At 65.3% G+C, this 17,955-nt stretch carries 15 protein-coding genes; 8 read left to right on the top strand and 7 right to left on the bottom strand.

Going from position 1 to position 17,955, the window contains the following annotated elements; all coding sequences use genetic code 11:
- Positions 1-3 precede the first annotated feature (3 nt).
- Genes SE91_RS07215 through SE91_RS07205 form a run of 3 tightly spaced genes read right to left on the bottom strand, consistent with a single transcriptional unit; the run spans position 4 to position 3,757 of the window.
- A complete protein-coding gene (locus tag SE91_RS07215; RefSeq protein WP_061847090.1) occupies positions 4-2,379 on the bottom strand; it encodes a xanthine dehydrogenase family protein molybdopterin-binding subunit in 2,376 nt (791 codons plus the stop codon).
- On the bottom strand, positions 2,376-2,900 hold the full coding sequence (locus SE91_RS07210) for a (2Fe-2S)-binding protein (RefSeq protein WP_061847089.1): 525 nt from the start codon (positions 2,898-2,900) through the stop codon (positions 2,376-2,378). Before SE91_RS07210 ends, SE91_RS07215 begins: the two co-directional genes overlap by 4 nt.
- Positions 2,897-3,757: an FAD binding domain-containing protein gene (locus SE91_RS07205; RefSeq protein WP_061847088.1), complete on the bottom strand. Its 861-nt coding sequence runs from the start codon at positions 3,755-3,757 to the stop codon at positions 2,897-2,899. Before SE91_RS07205 ends, SE91_RS07210 begins: the two co-directional genes overlap by 4 nt.
- A 255-nt stretch (positions 3,758-4,012) precedes the next feature.
- Between SE91_RS07205 and SE91_RS07200 the strand changes: the two genes are divergently transcribed.
- Positions 4,013-4,633 carry a TetR/AcrR family transcriptional regulator gene (locus SE91_RS07200; protein WP_061851025.1) on the top strand — a complete coding sequence of 207 codons (621 nt, stop codon included), beginning with the start codon at positions 4,013-4,015 and terminating at the stop codon, positions 4,631-4,633.
- A 5-nt stretch (positions 4,634-4,638) separates the two neighbouring features.
- On the opposite strand, the gene hutU is transcribed toward SE91_RS07200, so the two are convergent.
- The 3 genes from hutU to hutI are packed head-to-tail and all read right to left on the bottom strand — an operon-like array spanning position 4,639 to position 9,089.
- The gene (gene hutU / locus SE91_RS07195) at positions 4,639-6,309 is read right to left on the bottom strand and encodes a urocanate hydratase (RefSeq protein WP_061847087.1); all 1,671 of its coding nucleotides are present in this window, start codon (positions 6,307-6,309) and stop codon (positions 4,639-4,641) included.
- A gap of 9 nt (positions 6,310-6,318) precedes the next feature.
- The gene (hutH, locus tag SE91_RS07190) at positions 6,319-7,878 is read right to left on the bottom strand and encodes a histidine ammonia-lyase (RefSeq protein ID WP_082813681.1); all 1,560 of its coding nucleotides are present in this window, start codon (positions 7,876-7,878) and stop codon (positions 6,319-6,321) included.
- Complete coding sequence (gene hutI / locus SE91_RS07185; RefSeq protein ID WP_061847085.1) at positions 7,875-9,089, bottom strand: imidazolonepropionase; 1,215 nt, start codon at positions 9,087-9,089, stop codon at positions 7,875-7,877. The genes hutH and hutI overlap by 4 nt, the downstream gene beginning before the upstream one ends.
- Positions 9,090-9,173: 84 nt before the next feature.
- Between hutI and SE91_RS07180 the strand changes: the two genes are divergently transcribed.
- From SE91_RS07180 to SE91_RS07150, 7 genes are all read left to right on the top strand, one after another.
- Positions 9,174-10,532: a formimidoylglutamate deiminase gene (locus tag SE91_RS07180; protein ID WP_061847084.1), complete on the top strand. Its 1,359-nt coding sequence runs from the start codon at positions 9,174-9,176 to the stop codon at positions 10,530-10,532.
- Positions 10,529-11,254 carry a histidine utilization transcriptional repressor HutC gene (gene hutC, locus SE91_RS07175; protein ID WP_061847083.1) on the top strand — a complete coding sequence of 242 codons (726 nt, stop codon included), beginning with the start codon at positions 10,529-10,531 and terminating at the stop codon, positions 11,252-11,254. The genes SE91_RS07180 and hutC overlap by 4 nt, the downstream gene beginning before the upstream one ends.
- 106 nt (positions 11,255-11,360) lie before the next feature.
- Positions 11,361-12,305 carry an ABC transporter substrate-binding protein gene (locus tag SE91_RS07170; protein ID WP_061851024.1) on the top strand — a complete coding sequence of 315 codons (945 nt, stop codon included), beginning with the start codon at positions 11,361-11,363 and terminating at the stop codon, positions 12,303-12,305.
- A 72-nt stretch (positions 12,306-12,377) separates the two neighbouring features.
- On the top strand, positions 12,378-13,151 hold the full coding sequence (locus tag SE91_RS07165; protein WP_061847082.1) for an ABC transporter permease: 774 nt from the start codon (positions 12,378-12,380) through the stop codon (positions 13,149-13,151).
- Positions 13,148-13,933 carry an ABC transporter ATP-binding protein gene (locus SE91_RS07160; RefSeq protein WP_061847081.1) on the top strand — a complete coding sequence of 262 codons (786 nt, stop codon included), beginning with the start codon at positions 13,148-13,150 and terminating at the stop codon, positions 13,931-13,933. The genes SE91_RS07165 and SE91_RS07160 overlap by 4 nt, the downstream gene beginning before the upstream one ends.
- A complete protein-coding gene (locus SE91_RS07155; RefSeq protein ID WP_061847080.1) occupies positions 13,926-15,158 on the top strand; it encodes a Zn-dependent hydrolase in 1,233 nt (410 codons plus the stop codon). The genes SE91_RS07160 and SE91_RS07155 overlap by 8 nt, the downstream gene beginning before the upstream one ends.
- Before the next feature lie 115 nt (positions 15,159-15,273).
- A complete protein-coding gene (locus SE91_RS07150; RefSeq protein WP_061847079.1) occupies positions 15,274-16,188 on the top strand; it encodes a catalase in 915 nt (304 codons plus the stop codon).
- 3 nt (positions 16,189-16,191) lie between these two features.
- Here the strand turns inward: SE91_RS07150 and SE91_RS07145 are convergent, their stop codons facing one another.
- A complete protein-coding gene (locus tag SE91_RS07145) occupies positions 16,192-17,124 on the bottom strand; it encodes a helix-turn-helix domain-containing protein (protein WP_061847078.1) in 933 nt (310 codons plus the stop codon).
- Positions 17,125-17,955: the final 831 nt, after the last annotated feature.

The raw sequence follows: 17,955 nt of genomic DNA, 5'->3' as shown, positions 1-17,955 counted from the left end.
TTTCTAGAATCGCTTCAGGGCTTTCAGGACTTTGGCAGGTGTAATGGGCATGGAATTGATCGTCGCGCCGAACGGCGCGAGCGCATCGTTGACGGCGTTGAGAACGCAGGCGGAGGCCGCCGCCGTGCCGGCCTCGCCAACCCCCTTGGCGCCGAGCTCGGTGTCGGCGGTCGGGGTCTCGACATGGGCGATGACGATGTCGGGCATCTCCATCGGCATCGGCACAAGATAGTCGGCGAGCGAGCCGTTCATGAGCTGCCCGGTCTCGCTGTAGCGGCACTCCTCGAACAGCGCCGCGCCCAGCCCCTGCACGATGCCTCCGCGGAGCTGCTCGTCCACCAGCATCGGATTGATGACGCGGCCGCAATCCTCGACGATGAAATGTTTGAGGAGCTTGACGAAGCCGGTCTCGACGTCGACTTCGAGCGAGCAGCCCTGGATGCCGTTGGTGAAGGCGAAGGGATAGCCCTGCGGTGCAAAATGGTGGCTGACGGTGAGCTGCGCCTGCGTGCCGGGCGGCAACGTGTCGGAGCGGAAATAGGCGATGCGCGCGATCTCCGCGATCGGCATCCGCTGGTTCCGCGTGCCGGCGTCGACCACTTCACCATCGATGATGTCGAGCGCCGACGTCTGCTCCTGAAGGATCAGCGCGGCGATCTCCAGAATGTTGCGCTTGAGCGCACGCGCGGCCTGCAGCGCGGTCTCGCCGCCGATGCCGGCCCCACGGCAGGCCCAGGTGGCGCCGCCATGCGGCGTCACCTCGGTGTCGCCGGTGATGACCTTGACGCGCTCCTGCGCAAGGCCGAGCTGGTCGGCCACGATCTGGCTGATGATCGCCTCGGTGCCCTGCCCCTGCTCGGTCACCGAGATCAGGCAGCGCACCTCGCCCGACGGCGTCAGGCTGAGGATCGCCCCATCCTGCGACGAAATACGCGCGCCGCCCACGCCGTAGAACGCAGGACTTGGATTGGTGATCTCGACAAAGGTGGCAATGCCGATGCCGCGGTAGACGCTGCGCTTGCGCAAGTCCGCTTGCTCGACACGCAGCGCGTCATAGTTCATCAGCTCGTGCAGACGCTTGAGGCAGGCCTGGTGCGATAAGGCCTCGAAACGATAGCCGGTCGGTGAGGTCTGCGGATAGGCATCGTCCGCGATCACGTTCTGCGCGCGGATGGCAAAGGGATCGAGGCCGAGCTTCGCGGCCGCCAAGTCGACGAGGCGCTCGGTGACCGCGCAGGCGACCGGATGGCCGACGGCACGGTACTGGCTGGTCTGCACCTTGTTCTGGAAGATCACCTCCAGCGTGGCGCGATAATTCTTGAAGCGATAGGGCGCACCGATCAGGCGGATCACCTGGTTGCCCTCGACAACGCTGGTGCGCGGATAGGTCGAGAATGCGCCGATCGAGGTTAGGTCCAGCACGTCCATTGCCAGGATCTCGCCCCTGGAATCCAGCGCCATCCGGGCGCGGACGCGGTGGTCGCGGGCGTGAATGTCCGACACGAAGGACTCGATGCGGTCGGCAACGTATTTGACCGGACGGCCGAGCAGGATCGAAAGGCCGACCACCGCCATGTCTTCGTGATAGACATGCAGCTTCATCCCGAAGGAGCCGCCAATGTCGGTCGCGATCACGCGAACACGGGCCTCGGCAATACCGTAATGGCGCGAATAGAGATCCTGGAACTGGTAGGGCGTCTGCGTCGCGTGATGCACGGTGAGCATGCCGGCCGCCGGATCGTAATCCGCGACGATCGCGCGCGGCTCCAGCGTCACCGCAGTGTGGCGACCAAAGGAGAACTCCTCCTCCACGACGTGGGCGGCGTTTGCAAATGCGTCGTCGACGGTGCCGTTGTCGAGCTGGCTGCGGAAGCAGGTGTTATTGGCGCTGCCGGGATTGACCAGCGGGCCGCCGGCCTCACGCGCGCTGTCGATATCGACGACGACAGGAAGGTCCTCGTAGTCGACCTCGATCAGCTCCAGCGCATCCTCGGCAATCGCGCGGCTCTCGGCGACGACCGCGACCACGGCCTGACCCGCCCAGACCACGCGATCCAATGGCAACGGCAGTTGCGGTGCCGAGGTCATGCCCTTGAAATGGTCGAGCGTGCCGATCCAGGGTGTACAGATCTTGGCAAGGTCTCCACCCGTCGCGACGAGATGCACGCCATTGAGCGTGCGCGCCTCGTCAGTATTGATCGCGACGATCCTAGCATGCGCATGCGGGCTGCGCAGGAACGCAGCATGGAGCATGCGCGGCAGGCGGAGATCGCTGACATAGCGCCCGCGCCCGGCGAGCAGGCGCTTTGCGTTCGGCCGCGGCACAGAGCGGCCGATATAGGAGTTCGGGCGATCCAGGGAGGTCAGCGGTGCGCTCACGTCGCGCCTCCGTTCTCACTGTGCGCTTTGGCGACGGTGTCGATCGCATCGATGATCGCTTCATAGCCGGTACAGCGGCAATAATTGCCCGACAGCGCGTCGCGGATTTCCTCGCGGCTCGGCTGTGCCACCCGCGAAAGCAGTTCATGGGCGTTGACGAGCATGCCCGGCGTGCAGAAGCCGCATTGTAGCGCATTGCGGCGGTGGAATTCGGCCTGGAGCTCGGCGAGCACACCGCTCTCGGTGAGGCCTTCGATCGTGTTGACGGTCGCGCCGTCGGCCTGCACCGCGAAGACCAGGCAGGAATGTACGGCGCGGCCATCGAGCTGCACCAGGCAGGCTCCGCAGGCGCCCATTTCGCAGCCGGCGTGCGTGCCGGTCAGCTCGAGCGTGTCGCGCAGGCAATCGACCAGCGTGTGACGCGGCGCGACCTCGCAGACAACCTTGCGGCCATTGACGACAAGGCGAATCCGGACGGTCTCGTCCACCTCGTCCAGCAGGCTGTCCTCGAAGCCGCTCATGAGCCCTCACCGAGACGTCCGAGCAGGCGGCCGAGCAGCACGCGGGCGAGATGCAGCCGCATCGCCGGCGGCACCTCGTCGCTCTCCGGCGGCGCGAGATCGCCTTCGAGCGCGGCTTGTGCAGCAGCGATACGGTCGGCATCGAGTCCTTTGCCAATCAGCGCCGCCTCGGCACTCCTCGCCCGTGTCGGCGTGTCGCCGACGGAGAAGAACGCGATGCGGATGTCGTCAATGTGGTCGCCGATGAAAGTCCCTAATATTCCGCAGCCAACCAGCGCGTAATCGCCACGCCGTCGCGCCAGCTCGTCGAATGCAAAGCGCTGGTCGGCCCTAAACAGCGGAACATGGACCGCGGTGATCAGCTCGCCCGGCTGCAACGCCGTTTCGAACAGGCCGAGGAAAAAATCATCCGCCTTCACCCGTCGGCGACCGGAAGGGCCTGCGATTTCGATCTCGGTATCCAGCGCCAGGGTCATCGCCGGAAATTCGGATGCGGGATCGGCCAGCGCGACGCTGCCGCCGAACGTGCCGCGGTTGCGAATGGCGGGATGGGCGACGAAGGGCGCGGCCGCATGCAGGAGCGGCGCGAATTCGGCGATCAACGGCTCGCTCAGCATCTCGCAATGACGCGTCAGCGCGCCGATGCGCAAGTGGCCGCCCTCGCGCGTGACACCGCGCAGCTCGTCGATATGAGTGATGTCGATCAATAGCCGCGGCGCCTGCAGCCGCAGCGACAGCGCCGGGACGAGGCTCTGGCCGCCGGCGATGAAGCGCGCATCGTCCCCGGCGCGCGCGTGAGCGTCCAGCGCCTGGTCGATCGTCGCAGCACGAAAATAGCTGAAAGCCTTCGCCTTCACTGCCGTTTCCCCGATATCCGTCGGCTCATCAGCCGGGATGCCAGATTTGTAACCACCTGGTCTCAAAATCCTGACACGGCGCCGGATGCCGGTCAACAGGAAATGACCATTTGGTCACAAAACCAGCTTGGGCTATGAAGGAGGCAAGACGTTCGATTCAGCGACGAAATGGCCCGGAAAGCGCAGAAAACTTCGAAGCGTGCGGTCCGCAAGCGGACCGAGACAGGCAGCAAGTCTGCGCCAAAGCGCCGCAACATGCGTGCGGCCGATCGCGAGCGCGTGATCGTGGAGGAAGCGATCCGCTTCTTCGCCGAGCGCGGCTTCGAGGGCCAGACCCGCGAGCTCGCCAAGCGCATGGGCATTACGCATTCGGCGATCTATCGCCACTTCCCGAGCAAGGAAGCGCTGATCGAGCGGGTCTACCAGGAGGTCTATCTCAGCCGCTGGTCGCCGGACTGGGGACCGATGATCCGCGACCGGACCTTGCCGCTGGAGGCCAGGCTTACGCGTTTCTATCTCGACTATGTCGAACGCGTGTTCGAGTACAATTGGGTGCGGATCTTCGTCTTCTCCGGCATGAAGTCGTTCGGCATCACCGGCCGCTATCTCGACATCGTCAGGCGCGAGATCATCGAGCCCGCCGCTGGCGAGTTGCGCCATGAACTGAAGCTGCCTGACGCGAAAGCGCACTCGTTGAGTGAACGCGAGACCGAGCTGTTCTGGGGCCTGCACGGCCGCATCTTCTATCTCGCCATCCGCAAGTTCATTTATGCGACGCCGATCCCGCCGGATCTCGACGCGATTGTCCGCGACGCCGTCCAGACCTTCATGGACGGCGCCAAGACGACGATGCCGAGGCTCCTGGAGAGCGACTGAAGGCGTTACTTCGCAAGGCTCGGCAGATCGAGCCCCTTGTCGCGGGCGCAGTCGATCGCGATGTCGTAACCCGCGTCAGCATGGCGCATGACGCCGCTGGCGGGATCGTTCCAGAGCACGCGCTCGATCCGCCTGGCCGCTTCCGGCGTGCCGTCGGCGACGATCACCATGCCGGCGTGCTGGGAATAGCCAATGCCGACACCGCCGCCATGATGCAGCGAGACCCAGGTCGCGCCGCTGGCGCAATTGAGCAGCGCATTGAGCAAGGGCCAATCGGACACCGCGTCCGATCCGTCCTTCATCGCCTCGGTCTCGCGGTTGGGGCTCGCCACTGAACCGCTGTCGAGGTGATCGCGGCCGATCACGACGGGCGCCTTCAATTCCCCGCGCGCCACCATCTCGTTGAAGGCCAAGCCCAGGCGATGGCGATCACCGAGACCGACCCAGCAGATCCGCGCCGGCAAGCCCTGAAACTTGATGCGCTCCTTGGCCATGTCGAGCCAATTGTGCAGATGCTTGTCCTCAGGCATCAGCTCCTTGACCTTGGCGTCGGTCTTGAAGATGTCTTCGGGATCGCCCGACAGCGCAGCCCAGCGGAACGGCCCGACGCCGCGGCAGAACAAGGGGCGAATATAGGCGGGCACGAAGCCAGGGAAATCGAAGGCGTTCTTCAGGCCCATGTCCTGCGCCATCTGGCGGATGTTGTTGCCGTAGTCGAGCGTCGGGATGTCCTGCGCGTGGAAATCCAGCATGGCCTGGACATGCTCGACCATCGAAGTTTTCGAGGCGCGCTCGACCGATTTCGGATCGGAGCCACGCTTGGCTTCCCATTCCGCCAGCGTCCAACCCTTCGGCAAGTATCCGTTGATCGGATCGTGCGCGCTGGTCTGGTCGGTGACGATGTCGGGCCTGACGCCGCGGCGCACCAGCTCCGGAAAAATCTCCGCGGCATTGCCGAGCAGGCCGACCGAGACCGCCTTCTTTGTCTGCGCGGCGTCTGCCATGATCGCGAGGGCTTCGTCGAGGGTCGTAGCTTGGCGATCGAGATAGCCGGTGCGCAGCCGCATCTCGATACGGCTCGGCTGACATTCGACCGCGAGCATCGAGGCGCCGGCCATGGTCGCGGCCAGCGGCTGCGCGCCGCCCATGCCGCCGAGACCGGCCGTGAGAATCCATTTGCCCGCGAGGCTACCGCCATAGTGGCGACGGCCGACCTCGACGAAGGTCTCGTAGGTGCCCTGCACGATGCCCTGGCTGCCGATATAGATCCAGGAGCCGGCCGTCATCTGGCCGTACATCATCAGGCCCTTGCGATCGAGCTCGTTGAAATGATCGAGCGTCGCCCAATGCGGCACGATGTTGGAGTTTGCGATCAGCACCCTCGGCGCGTCGGCGTGGGTGCGGAACACGCCGACCGGCTTGCCGGACTGGACCAGCAGCGTCTGGTCGGCTTCGAGTGAGCGCAAGGCCGCCGCGATCTGGTCGAAGCTGTCCCAGTCGCGTGCGGCGCGGCCGATGCCGCCGTAGACGACGAGCTCGCTCGGGCGCTCCGCGACATCAGGATCCAGATTGTTCATCATCATGCGCAACGGCGCTTCCGTGAGCCAGCTCTTCGCGCTGATGTCGCTGCCGCGAGGGGCGCGGATGATGCGGTCATTGTCCAGTCGGCGGTTCATGCGGACCTCTTAATCAAGTCTCGGAAACGGATCGGATGGAAGCGCGGTGATCGCGATCGCCGGCAGCGCGTCGGCTTCGATCAAGGCGGCTGCCTTGGCGAGATCGCCGGCCATATAGCGGTCGGCACCGAGCGCGGGCACGTGCTCGCGCAGCTTGGCAATGACGGCAGCGAGCGGCGCGCTGGTCGCATGCGGCGCGCGCAGCGTGATGCCCTGGGCGGCCACGAGCAGCTCGATGCCGAGGATGGCGGCGAGATTGTCGGACATGTCCGAGAGCCGCCGCGCGGCATGTGCGGCCATCGAGACATGGTCTTCCTGGTTGGCGCTGGTCGGCGTCGAATCGATCGAGCAGGCAGCTGCGCGCTGCTTGTTCTCGGCATAGAGCGCGGCCGCCGTCACCTCGGCGATCATGAAGCCGGAATTGATGCCGGGATCGGGCGTCAGGAACGGCGGCAGGCCGAAATTGAGCGCGGGGTCGACCAGCGTGGCGATGCGCCGCTCGCTGATCGCACCGATCTCCGAGAGCGCGAGTGCAATCGCATCGGCGGCAAAGGCCACGGGCTCGGCGTGGAAGTTGCCGCCCGAGACGATTTCGCCGGTCTCAACCAGCACCAGCGGATTGTCGGTGACAGCGTTGGCCTCGACGATCAGCGCGCGCGCCGCCTGCGTGATCAGGTCGAGTGCGGCGCCGGCGACCTGCGGCTGGCAGCGCAGGCAATAGGGATCCTGTACGCGCTCGTCGCCTTCGAGATGCGACAGGCGGATGTCGCTGCCGTCGAGCAGCGCCGTCAACGTCGCCGCCGCAGCGATCTGCCCGGCATGGCCGCGCAGCGCCTGGATCTCGGGACGGAACGGCGCCGTCGAGGCCATCGCCGCGTCCACCGACAATGCACCGGTCACGAGCGCGGCACGCGCCAGGCGGAATGCGCGCAGCACGCCTGATATGGCGTAGGCGGTCGAGAACTGCGTGCCGTTGATCAGCGCGAGCCCCTCTTTCGGGCCGAGCGTCAGTGGCGCCAGGCCGGCAGCCTTGAGCGCATCGGCGCCGGATACAATTTTGCCGTCAACGATCGCTTGGCCTTCTCCGGTCATCACGGCCGTCATATGCGCCAGCGGCGCAAGATCGCCGGAGGCGCCGACTGACCCCTGCTGTGGCACCAATGGGTAGACCTGTCGGGTCAGCATATCCTGCAACAGCTCGATCACCTCGCGGCGCACGCCGGAAGCGCCGCGGCCGAGCGAGACGATCTTCAACGCCATCGTCAGGCGGACGATAGGCTCGGGTGTCGGCTGGCCGACGCCGCAGCAATGCGAGACGATGAGATTGCGCTGGAGCAGCGCGGTCTGATCGGGCGGGATGCGCTTCGACGCCAGCTTCCCGAAGCCGGTGTTGATGCCATAGACCGGTGCGTCAGCGCGAGCCGCCTTCGCGACGATCTCCGCCGCGGCCTCGACGCGCGGCCAGAACGAGGCATCGAGCACGACGGAAGCTCCCTCGAGCACGCGCGCGAGATCGTCGAGGCTGGACGTTCCCGGCTTGACGACGATGGTCGCCCCCTGCCCTGTCACTGTCCCCTCCATACTCGGCGTTGCAGCGGGTTGAAGCCGATTCGATAGACCAGCTCGGCCGGCCGCTCGATGTCCCAGATGGCGAGATCACACCATTTGCCGGCCTCTAACGTACCAGTCTCCTCCAGCACGCCGAGCGCCCGCGCGCCTTCGCGGGTGACACCGGCAAGGCATTCGGCAACTGTCATCCGAAACAGCGTCGCGCCCATGTTCATCGCGAGCAGCAGCGAGGCGAGCGGCGAGCTGCCGGGATTGCAATCGGTCGCCAGCGCCATGCAGGCGCCAGTCTTGCGGAACGTCTCGACCGGCGGCTTCTGCGTCTCGCGGATGAAGTAGAACGCGCCGGGCAGCAGCACCGCCACGGTACCCGCCTTCGCCATCGCGGCTGCGCCGGCTTCGTCGGTGTGCTCGAGGTGATCGGCCGAGAGCGCGGAGAATTTTGCCGCAAGTGCAGCACCACCTAGGTTCGACAGCTGATCGGCATGGAGTTTGACAGGCAGTCCCAGCTCCCGCGCCGTCTCGAACACCCGCGCGGTCTGCTCGGCCGAGAACGCGATGCCCTCCATGAAGGCATCGACGGCATCGGCAAGGCCGGCCTTCGCGACGGCGGGCAGCATCTCGTTGCAGACGAGATCGATATAACGGTCCTTGTCGCCATTGGCTTCGACCGGCAGCGCGTGCGCGCCCAGAAACGACGTGCGGATCGCAACGGGCCGCTCTCGACCAAGGCTGCGCGCCGCGGCGAGCTGGCGCATTTCGGTTTCGGTATCGAGACCATAGCCGGACTTGACCTCGATCGTGGTGACGCCCTCGGCGATCAAGGCGTCGAGCCGCGGCAACGCGCTCGCGACAAGCTCGGCTTCGTTCGCCTTGCGTGTCGCGGCCACCGTCGAGACGATACCGCCGCCGGCGCGCGCAATCTCCTCGTAGCTCGCGCCCTTCAGGCGCAGCTCGAATTCGTGCGCGCGATTGCCGCCATAGACGAGATGGGTGTGGCAATCGACGAGGCCGGGGGTGATCCAGCGTCCCTCGCAATCGATCCGTTCGGTGGCATCGGCATCTGCCGTGAAATCAGTCTGTGCGCCCGCGTAGACGATCCGGCCACCGCGCGCCGCGATCACGCCGCGCTCGATCTCGCCGAGATCGGGACGGTCGACCCGCATCGTGGCGAGCCGGGCATTGTGCCAGATCCGGTCGAAGCGCTCTGCCATGCAACGGTCCCTTCGCGTGGGATGCTTGACTTATATGTCTAGACATATAATCGTGGGAGCGTTCTGTCCAGCCGGCGTGTAATCATGACCCGACTGCATTTCGCCTCCGCGCTCCTGCCCTCGGGTTGGGCCAATGACGTGCAGGTGGTCGTAACCGACGGCGCGATCGCGGAGGTGACGCCGGGCGTCGCGCCTTCCGCCGGTGATGAGCGTCACCAGATTGCGGTTCCGGGGTTGGCGAGCCTGCACAGCCACGCGTTCCAGCGCGGCATGGCAGGCCTCGCCGAGTTGCGCGGCGACAGCACCGACACGTTCTGGACCTGGCGCGAGACGATGTACCGTTTCGCACTGGCGATGACGCCGGACGACGTCGCGTCCGTCGCAACGCTGCTCTATGTCGAGATGCTGGAGCAGGGTTTTACGCGCGTCGGCGAATTCCATTATCTGCATCATGATCGCGACGGCGCCCATTTCGCCGACCTTGGCGAGATGGCCGCGCGCATCGCACAGGCCGCCGAAGCTTCCGGCATTGCGCTGACTCTGCTGCCGAGTTTTTATGCGCATGGCTCATTTGGTGGCGCGCTGCCGCATGCAGGCCAACGCCGCTTCATCTGCTCGGTCGACCAGTTCGCCGCGCTCATGGCCGCCTCGCGCAAGGCAATCAGCGATTTGCCGGGTGCCAATATCGGCATCGCGCCGCATAGCTTGCGCGCGGTGACACCCGACGAGCTCGCGGCGATCATCCCGCTTGCCGATGGCGGGCCGGTACACATTCACGCCGCCGAGCAAGTGAAGGAAGTCGAGGATTGCCTGGCTTGGTCGGGACGGCGGCCGGTGCAATGGCTGCTGGAGCATGCGCCGCTCGATCGGCGCTGGTGCCTCATCCACGCCACGCACATGACGGATGAGGAAGTCACCGCGTTCGCCAAGACCGGTGCTGTCGCGGGTCTCTGCCCCATCACGGAGGCAAGCCTCGGCGACGGCATCTTTTCGGCCCGCGAGTTTCTCGCTGCCGGCGGCGCGTTCGGTGTCGGCACAGATTCCAACGTGCTGGTCGGCGTCGCCGACGAATTGCGCCAACTCGAATATGGCCAGCGCCTCAAGCACCGCCAGCGCAACGTGCTCTCCAGTGGCGCGGGCCGCTCCACGGGTCGCACGCTATTCGACCATGCTCTTGCGGGCGGCGCGCAAGCGCTGGCGCAACCGATGGTCGGCCTCGCACCGGGCGCGTGCGCCGATATCGTCACGCTCGACACGACGCATCCTTCGCTGGCGGGACGCACTGGCGATGCGGCCATCGACGGCTGGATCTTCGCCGCGAGCAATGGTGCGATCGATTGCGTCTGGGCCGGCGGCGACAAGGTCGTTGAAGGCGGCCGGCACAGGCTGCGTCAAGCCGCGCGCGAAGGTTTCAGCGCGGCAGTGCGGAGGCTCGTCGCATGAGCCTCGTAACCGATGGCGACAAGCCGACGCTCTATAAGCGCATCCGCGCCGACATCGAGAAGCGCATCCTGACCGGCGAGTGGCCGCCGGGGCATCGCATTCCGTTCGAGCACGAACTGGTTGAGCATTACGGCTGCTCCCGCATGACCGTGAACAAGGCGCTGTCGGAGCTGGCGCAAGCAGATCTGATCGAGCGGCGACGGCGTGCCGGCTCCTTTGTGCGCCGGCCGCAGCATCAGTCGGCGGTGCTCAAGATCGCCGACATCCGCGCCGAGATCACGGGGCTCGGCCGCTCCTACGGCTACGAGCTAATCGGCCGCAAGCTGCGCGCGGCGACCGCTGCCGACCGCGATCGCCTCGGCGTCAAGAAAGCCGGCAAGGTGGTCGCAATCGCCTGCCGGCACAGCGCCGACAACGTGCCCTTCGCCGTCGAGGACAGGCTGATCGACCTTGCGTCCGTGCCGCATGCCGCAACCGCGGATTTTGCGCGCGAGCCGCCCGGCTCCTGGCTGCTTCACCATGTCCCATGGACGGAAGCCGAGCACACGATCAGTGCCATCGTTGCGGACGATCGCACGGCGGAGGCGCTCGACATCGCCGTCGGCGCCCCCTGCCTCGTGATCGACCGCTATACCTGGCGCAGCGCGCGGACCATCACCGCGGTTCGCCTGCTCTATCCCGGTGACTCTCACCGCCTTGTCGCCCGATTCAAGGGAGGCTGAGAGGAGAATGTCGGCACAATTCGTGCAATGCTTCGGGCAACGGTCCGCACGGACCGACAATGATCAACAGGACGTCAATCCATCGATCGGCAAGAGGACGACAAACATGCGTAGTTCAAAAGTATTTGCGACGATCATTGCCCTCGCGGCCTCCACTCCCGTGCTCGCCGACGACGTCAAGGTCGGCGTTGGCATCTCCGGCTGGACCGGCTTTGCGCCGCTGACGCTCGCGAAGGAGGCCGGCATCTTCAAGAAGAACGGGCTTGACGTCACCATCAAGAAGATCCCGCAGAAGGACCGGCATCTCGCCATCGCCTCCGGCGACATCCAGTGCGCGGCGACCACGGTCGAGACCTGGATCTCGTGGAACGCCAACGGCGTTGCCACCAAGCAGATCTTCCAGCTCGACAAGAGCTATGGCGCCGACGGCATGGCCGTGCGCAACGACGTCACCGCGATTAAGGACCTGAAAGGCAAGACCGTCGCAGCCTCCGCGCCGGGTACCTCGCCGTATTTCGCGCTGGCCTGGATGCTCAAGAAGAACGGCCTGACGACGAAGGACGTGACCGTGGTGAACCTCGAGCCGGCTGCGGCCGCGCAGGCTTTCGTCTCCGGCCAGAACGATGCCGCGATGACCTATGAGCCGTACCTCTCGACCGTGCGCGCCGCCCCAGACAAGGGCAAGATCATCGCGACCACGCTCGACTATCCGATGGTGATGGACACCTTCGGCTGCACGCCGAAATTCCTGACGGAGAATCCCAAGGCCGCCAAGGCTCTCGCCGACAGCTATTTCGAGGCGCTCGAGGTGATCGCCAAGGACCAGGCCAAGGCCTATGAGATCATGGGCGCCGATGTGAAGCAGACCGGCGAGCAGTTCGGCAACTCGGCGAAATATCTGCGCTGGCAGGACAAGGCCGCGAACCAGAAATTCTTCGCCGGCGACTTCCTGACCTTCAACAAGGAGGCCGCCGAGCTGCTGCTCGAGATCGGCATCATCAAGGCCGCACCCAAGGTCGAGAACCTCTACGACGCGAGCTTCATCAAGTAAACCTCGTCAAGCCGCCGGTTCCGCGCAATCGCGGGACCGGCGGCTGAATCGATCTCTCGGATAGACAGTCTGATGCGTCCTCTGGACCCCGTTACATCGAGGCAGCGCGCGGCCTATGGCCTTGCGTTCTTCGTGCTGTTCGTCGCCCTCTGGTCCTGGGCGACGTTCGGCGGCCATGTGTCGAAGACCTTCCTCGCCAATCCCCTGACCATGGTGCAGGAGGGCGTCGAGCTGCTCACCAAGCACGGCTTCCTCTACGACATCGGCATGACGATCTGGCGCGTCGTCGGCGGGTTTGCGCTCGCGGCAATCATCGCGGTCCCCCTCGGCGTGCTGATGGGAGCGTACAAGCCGGTCGAAGCGTTCCTCGAACCGTTCGTCTCCTTTGCGCGCTATCTGCCTGCCTCCGCCTTCATTCCTCTTCTGATCCTGTGGGCCGGCATCGGCGAATTGCAAAAGCTGCTCGTCATCTTCATCGGCTCGGTGTTCCAGGTCATTCTGATGGTCGCGGTGACCGTCGGTGCCACGCGGCGCGATCTGGTCGAGGCCGCCTATACGCTGGGCGCCAGCGACCGCGGCATCATCCGCCGGGTGCTGCTGCCCTCCTCCGCGCCGGAGATCGCGGAGATCCTGCGGCTGGTGCTGGGCTGGGCCTGGACCTATGTCATCGTCGCCGAGCTGATCGGCTCGTCCTCGGGCATCGGCCACATGATCACCGACAGCCAGGCCCTGCTCAACACCGGCCAGATCATCTTCGGCATCATCGTGATCGGATTGATCGGTCTGGTCTCGGACTTCCTGTTCAAGGCGTTCAACGCCTGGCTGTTTCCGTGGAAGCTCGCATGACGACGCTCAGGATCGAACAGGTTTCGCGCACCTTTCCTGCGCGCCATGGCAACGCGCCGACCAAGGCGCTGGAGCCGACCGACCTGGTCATCGGCAACAACGACTTCGTCACCATCCTCGGGCCCTCCGGCTGCGGCAAGTCCACGCTGCTCCGCATCGTCGCGGGCCTCGACCGTCCGACCAGCGGACGCGTGACGCTCGATGGACGCGAGGTGACCGGCCCGGGCGCCGATCGCGGTATGGTGTTCCAATCCTACACGCTGTTCCCGTGGCTGACCGTGCGCGAGAACATCGCCTTCGGTTTGCGCGAGCGCGGCGTGACCGAGGGCGAGCGCAACAAGATCGCCGACGCCTTCATCCGCCAGGTCGGCTTGGCCGGCTTCGAGAACCACTGGCCGAAGCAACTTTCCGGCGGCATGCAGCAGCGCACCGCGATTGCGCGCGCGCTCGCCAATGATCCGAAGATCCTGCTGCTCGACGAGCCCTTCGGCGCGCTCGACAACCAGACCCGCGCCCTGATGCAGGAGATGCTGCTGGGCATCTGGGAGCGCGACCAGAAGACGGTCCTGTTCGTGACCCACGACATCGAGGAAGCCATCTTCCTCGGCAGCCGCGTCATCGTCATGAGCGCGCGTCCCGGCCGGATCAAGGCCGAGATCAATGTCGACCTGCCGCATCCGCGCTCCTACAAGATTAAGACCACGCCGGAATTCGTCCAGCTCAAGGAACGGCTGGTCGAGGAGATCCGCACCGAGGCGCTGAAGGTTGCCGAACATGCCTGACACTCTGCCCCGCACTGAGGGAACGCGCGTCCTCGCCGACCTCAACGCGCTCCGCGCCATCGGCGCCTACAAGACCGGCGTGCACAAGCCGACCTTCTCCGAGCCGCACAGGCAGTCGCTCGACTGGCTGGTGCAGAAGCTGCCCGATGCGGGCCTCTCCGCCGCGATCGACGGCATCGGCAACGTCTTCGGCACCAGCACGAAGCCGGGACCGAAACTGCTCGCGGGCTCACATCTGGAAAGCCAGAATTACGCCGGCTGGCTCGATGGCCCGCTCGGCGTTATCTATGCGCTGGAAGCCGCGCGCGTGCTCAATGCCGATCCCGCCTTCAACGGCGCGGTCGAAGTCGCCTGCTGGTGCGACGAGGAAGGGCATTTCGGCAGCTTCCTCGGCTCGCGCTCGTTTGTGGGGCAAGTGACCGAGGCCGAAATCGATGCCGCGCGCGACCGCACCAGCGGCCGCTCCATGCGCGAGGCACTCGCCGACATGGGTCTTTCCGGACGGGCGCGCGTCACCGCCGAGCCGGGCCGGCACGTCGGATATCTCGAGGCGCATATCGAGCAGGGCGACACGCTCGAAAGCGGCCGCCTCGCGATCGGCGTCGTGACCTCCATCGTCGGCATCTGGCAATACAGGATCAACTTTACCGGCGAGCAGAACCACGCCGGCACCACGCGCATGGCCGTACGCAAGGATGCGGGGCTGGCGCTGGCCAAGTTCTGCGTCGCGATCGACGAACGTTTCCCTGATGCTTGCGGTCCGCGGACGGTGTGGACCACCGGCCGCATCACGCTCGATCCGGGCGCGCCGAGCATCATTCCGGGCGGCGGCGAGATGCTGTTCCAGATCCGCGACGACGATCCCGCCGTCATCGCGCGGCTGGAGCAATTGCTGCGGACTATGGTAGACGAGGTCAACGCAAAGGGCCCCTGCACCGTCACCGTCACGAAGCTGCGCACCGGCGCACCTGCGATGATGAACTCCGGCTTTCAGGATGCGATCGAAGCGGCAAGCAAGGCCTTCGCCGGCGGACGATCCATTCGCATGCCCAGCGGCGCCGGCCACGATGCGCAAATGCTGGCAACGATCGTGCCCGCGGCCATGCTGTTCGTGCCGTCGATCGGCGGCATCAGCCATCACTGGACCGAGAACACAGCGGATTCCGACATCGTCACCGGCGCGGAGGTGTTCGTCGACGCCTGCCGCCGCATCCTCGGCGGCTAGCTTATCTACTCTTTGCGTGATCGATTATGGCCTGATCAGGCAAATCGCGCCTGATTTGAACAAGACGCAGGACGCGCGGCATGCCTAGACTCGGGGCACGCACGAGAGACCCGTCTTGTCAGAGAGCCCGAACGGCGCCGCAACGCCTGCCTCCATCGTCGAAGCCCTCAAGGCCGTCGCCGGCCGTCCGACGAACGTGCGCGCGAGCTTCGCCAAAGGCTGGTGCGTCCGCGGCACCTATACCCCGTCGGACAAAGCGGGGAACGTCACGCGATCGCGGAGCTTTACGAGACCATCGCGCGTGCTGGCCCGTTTCTCGGTGGGCGGCGGCAATCCCGACGTGGCAGACACCAACCGGCAGGTGCTGCGCGGCTTCAGCTTCAGGCTCGGCAATGAGGCTCATCGGTCCGACATCCTCACACAGAGCGCGCCCGTGCATTTCGCGAGGACACTCGAACAGATGCTGGCCTTCCTCGAAGCACGCATTCCCCCCTTGAACGAGGCCAGGATCGCAGCCTTCTCGTCGGCCAATCCCGAGACGCTCAATCAGGCGGACTATGTCGCCGCGCGTCAGCTGCCCGGAAGCTTTGCCGGCACGACCTATTGGGGCGTGCACGCCTTTCCGGCCACCAGCACGAACGGCGAGACACGCTTCATCAAGTTCAAGGTCGCGCCCGTCGGCGACGACTTCACGCTGACTGAACAGGAAGCCGACACGATGCCGGCCGACTTCCTGCACCACGACCTGAAGGGGCGGATTGCCACGGGCGATGCTCGCCTCAACGTGATGGCGCTGCTCGACCGTCCGGGCGACCCGGTCATGGACGTGACCGTGCGTTGGCCGGACGAGGACAGCCGTGAAGAGGTGCGCCTGGGTACGATCGTGATCACGGCATTCGAACCGAACGAGGCCTGCGACGCCTCGATTTTCGACCCGGCCAATCTTGCCGACGGCATCGGCCACCCGCCGGACGAGATCTTTGCGGCGCGGCGCACCGGCTACGCCATTTCGCTGGCGAAACGGCGCTGAGGTTCACGCCCCCGCGCGCGAAGCGACGAGCGTCTCACGGCGCCAGGCGGCCGGGCTGGCGCCGACGATCGAGGAAAACACGCGCGTGAAGTGACTCTGGTTGGCGAACCCGGCCGAGATCGCGATCTCCGTCAGCGGCAGGTCGCGAACCGTCATCAGCTGCTTGGCAGCCTTGACGCGCTGATGAAGCAGCCATTGGTGCGGTGGCAAGCCGACGGAGACGCGAAATGCGCGGGAAAAATGGCTGACCGAGAGATCCAGCTCAGCCGCAATCTTCTGGAGCGAGAGCTTGCCGCCGAGGTCGGATTCCAGCCTCTCGCAAGCGCGCTTCACCTGCCACGGCGCAAGGCCGCCCCGCGCGGGCTCGGATCTCGGCGCAAGCCCGCCATAGGTCCGGGCGACATGGGCGGTCAGCCCGAGCATCATGTGATCGATGAAGAGCTGGTTGGCCTCGTCCGGCCTGCGCAGGCCTTTCCGCAGCGATGCGCCGATGTGGCGGATCGTTTCGTCGTCGTGTCCAATGCCGACCCGACAATCGAGCTCGTCGATCCGCGGCGCATGGCACTGCTCGGAGATGCTGTCGAGTGCCGAACGTGGAATGTAGAAGTGCAGGGAGTAGAACGGCTTGTCGATGACATAGCGCGGATCGCGCTTGAGGTCGTAGAGATAGGTCGTGCCGGCGTGGACGTCAGCCTTCATGATGCACTTGCCGTCATCCCAAAGCTCGCAATCCGGGTAATCCTGTAGTTTCAGGCTGACGAGAAAGGCGTCTTCGGCGGCAAACGAACCGGACAAACCTCGCACCGGGCGATCATTCCGGGTTTCGGTCACCGCGAGCTCGGTGCCGCGCAACGAGCGCGTGACCAAGGCGGGCGGCGTTTCCTTCAGACGCAGGAATTGCGCGAGCCTCTGTCCGTAGGCGCCTGGCTGGGTCATCGGATTGGCCTTTCTGTGGAAGTCCGAGTGCAGGCCACAGTGTCCTGCAATTTTAGGCGCGCATTATCCGATATCCGGAAACGACTGTCCACTTTTGTACATAAGACGAGCTTCACACGATTTCACAAACGCACGATAGGCTGGCGAGGTGCTTCATGGCGAGCGAAGTGGAGCTCTGATTCTGGCCTGCCGCACACCATCGTTCCCCCCATCGTCATTACGAGCGCGGCGACTCGTCCACTAACGCTTTGGAAGGCCGGGGCAATCCAGAGTCTTTCCGCGGAGGGATTCTGGATTGCTTCGTCGCTTCGCTCCTCGCAATGACGGAGTATGAGGCGGCAGGGTTGGCCCCCAATCAACGCTGTCATTCCCCGCGAAGGCGGGGAATCCAGTACGCCGCGGCTTCTCGATTCAATCACGAACGTCTCGGAATACTGGATCGTCCGCCTTCGCGGACGATGACACTGAGTATGGCTAAAGACACGCCTTCGCAGCCTCGCGGCGCAATCCGCGCGAGCTTTGCTTGGTCACGCACCCTCATATCCAAGAGGGTGCAGGGAAGGCCGGGTGCCGGCGGCACCCGCGGTCCGCTGCGCAAAAGGCACACGCAGAAAACCGCACAGCAGCATACAGGTGAAGCCCAACACACGGCCTTCCCTGCGCGATGGTCGGACGGCTTATGCCGTGCTCTCCCGGGAGCCGAGTTCCTTCTGGCCTCCCTCACCCTCACGGAATTCACCGGCCCCGCGCCGGTTGACGCTAGTGCCGCATCCGCCAGAGCTTGACCGTAGCAACGACGGCCAGGACCACACGGTTTTGCCGTACGCACGG

It is taken from the genome of Bradyrhizobium sp. DOA1, assembly GCF_001593325.1.
Classification (GTDB): domain Bacteria; phylum Pseudomonadota; class Alphaproteobacteria; order Rhizobiales; family Xanthobacteraceae; genus Bradyrhizobium.
This window is presented reverse-complemented; position numbering and strand designations above follow the sequence as displayed.

Excerpts from the sequence above, each read along its gene's own strand:
- SE91_RS07155 (WP_061847080.1), top strand. The coding sequence starts at position 13,926 with ATGCCTGACACTCTGCCCCGCACTGAGGGAACGCGCGTCCTCGCCGAC.
- SE91_RS07160 (WP_061847081.1), top strand. The coding sequence starts at position 13,148 with ATGACGACGCTCAGGATCGAACAGGTTTCGCGCACCTTTCCTGCGCGC.
- SE91_RS07180 (WP_061847084.1), top strand. The coding sequence starts at position 9,174 with ATGACCCGACTGCATTTCGCCTCCGCGCTCCTGCCCTCGGGTTGGGCC.
- SE91_RS07145 (WP_061847078.1), bottom strand. The coding sequence starts at position 17,124 with ATGACCCAGCCAGGCGCCTACGGACAGAGGCTCGCGCAATTCCTGCGT.
- SE91_RS07200 (WP_061851025.1), top strand. The coding sequence starts at position 4,013 with ATGCGTGCGGCCGATCGCGAGCGCGTGATCGTGGAGGAAGCGATCCGC.
- SE91_RS07165 (WP_061847082.1), top strand. The coding sequence starts at position 12,378 with ATGCGTCCTCTGGACCCCGTTACATCGAGGCAGCGCGCGGCCTATGGC.
- hutC (WP_061847083.1), top strand. The coding sequence starts at position 10,529 with ATGAGCCTCGTAACCGATGGCGACAAGCCGACGCTCTATAAGCGCATC.
- hutU (WP_061847087.1), bottom strand. The coding sequence starts at position 6,309 with ATGAACCGCCGACTGGACAATGACCGCATCATCCGCGCCCCTCGCGGC.
- SE91_RS07170 (WP_061851024.1), top strand. The coding sequence starts at position 11,361 with ATGCGTAGTTCAAAAGTATTTGCGACGATCATTGCCCTCGCGGCCTCC.
- hutI (WP_061847085.1), bottom strand. The coding sequence starts at position 9,089 with ATGGCAGAGCGCTTCGACCGGATCTGGCACAATGCCCGGCTCGCCACG.
- SE91_RS07210 (WP_061847089.1), bottom strand. The coding sequence starts at position 2,900 with ATGAGCGGCTTCGAGGACAGCCTGCTGGACGAGGTGGACGAGACCGTC.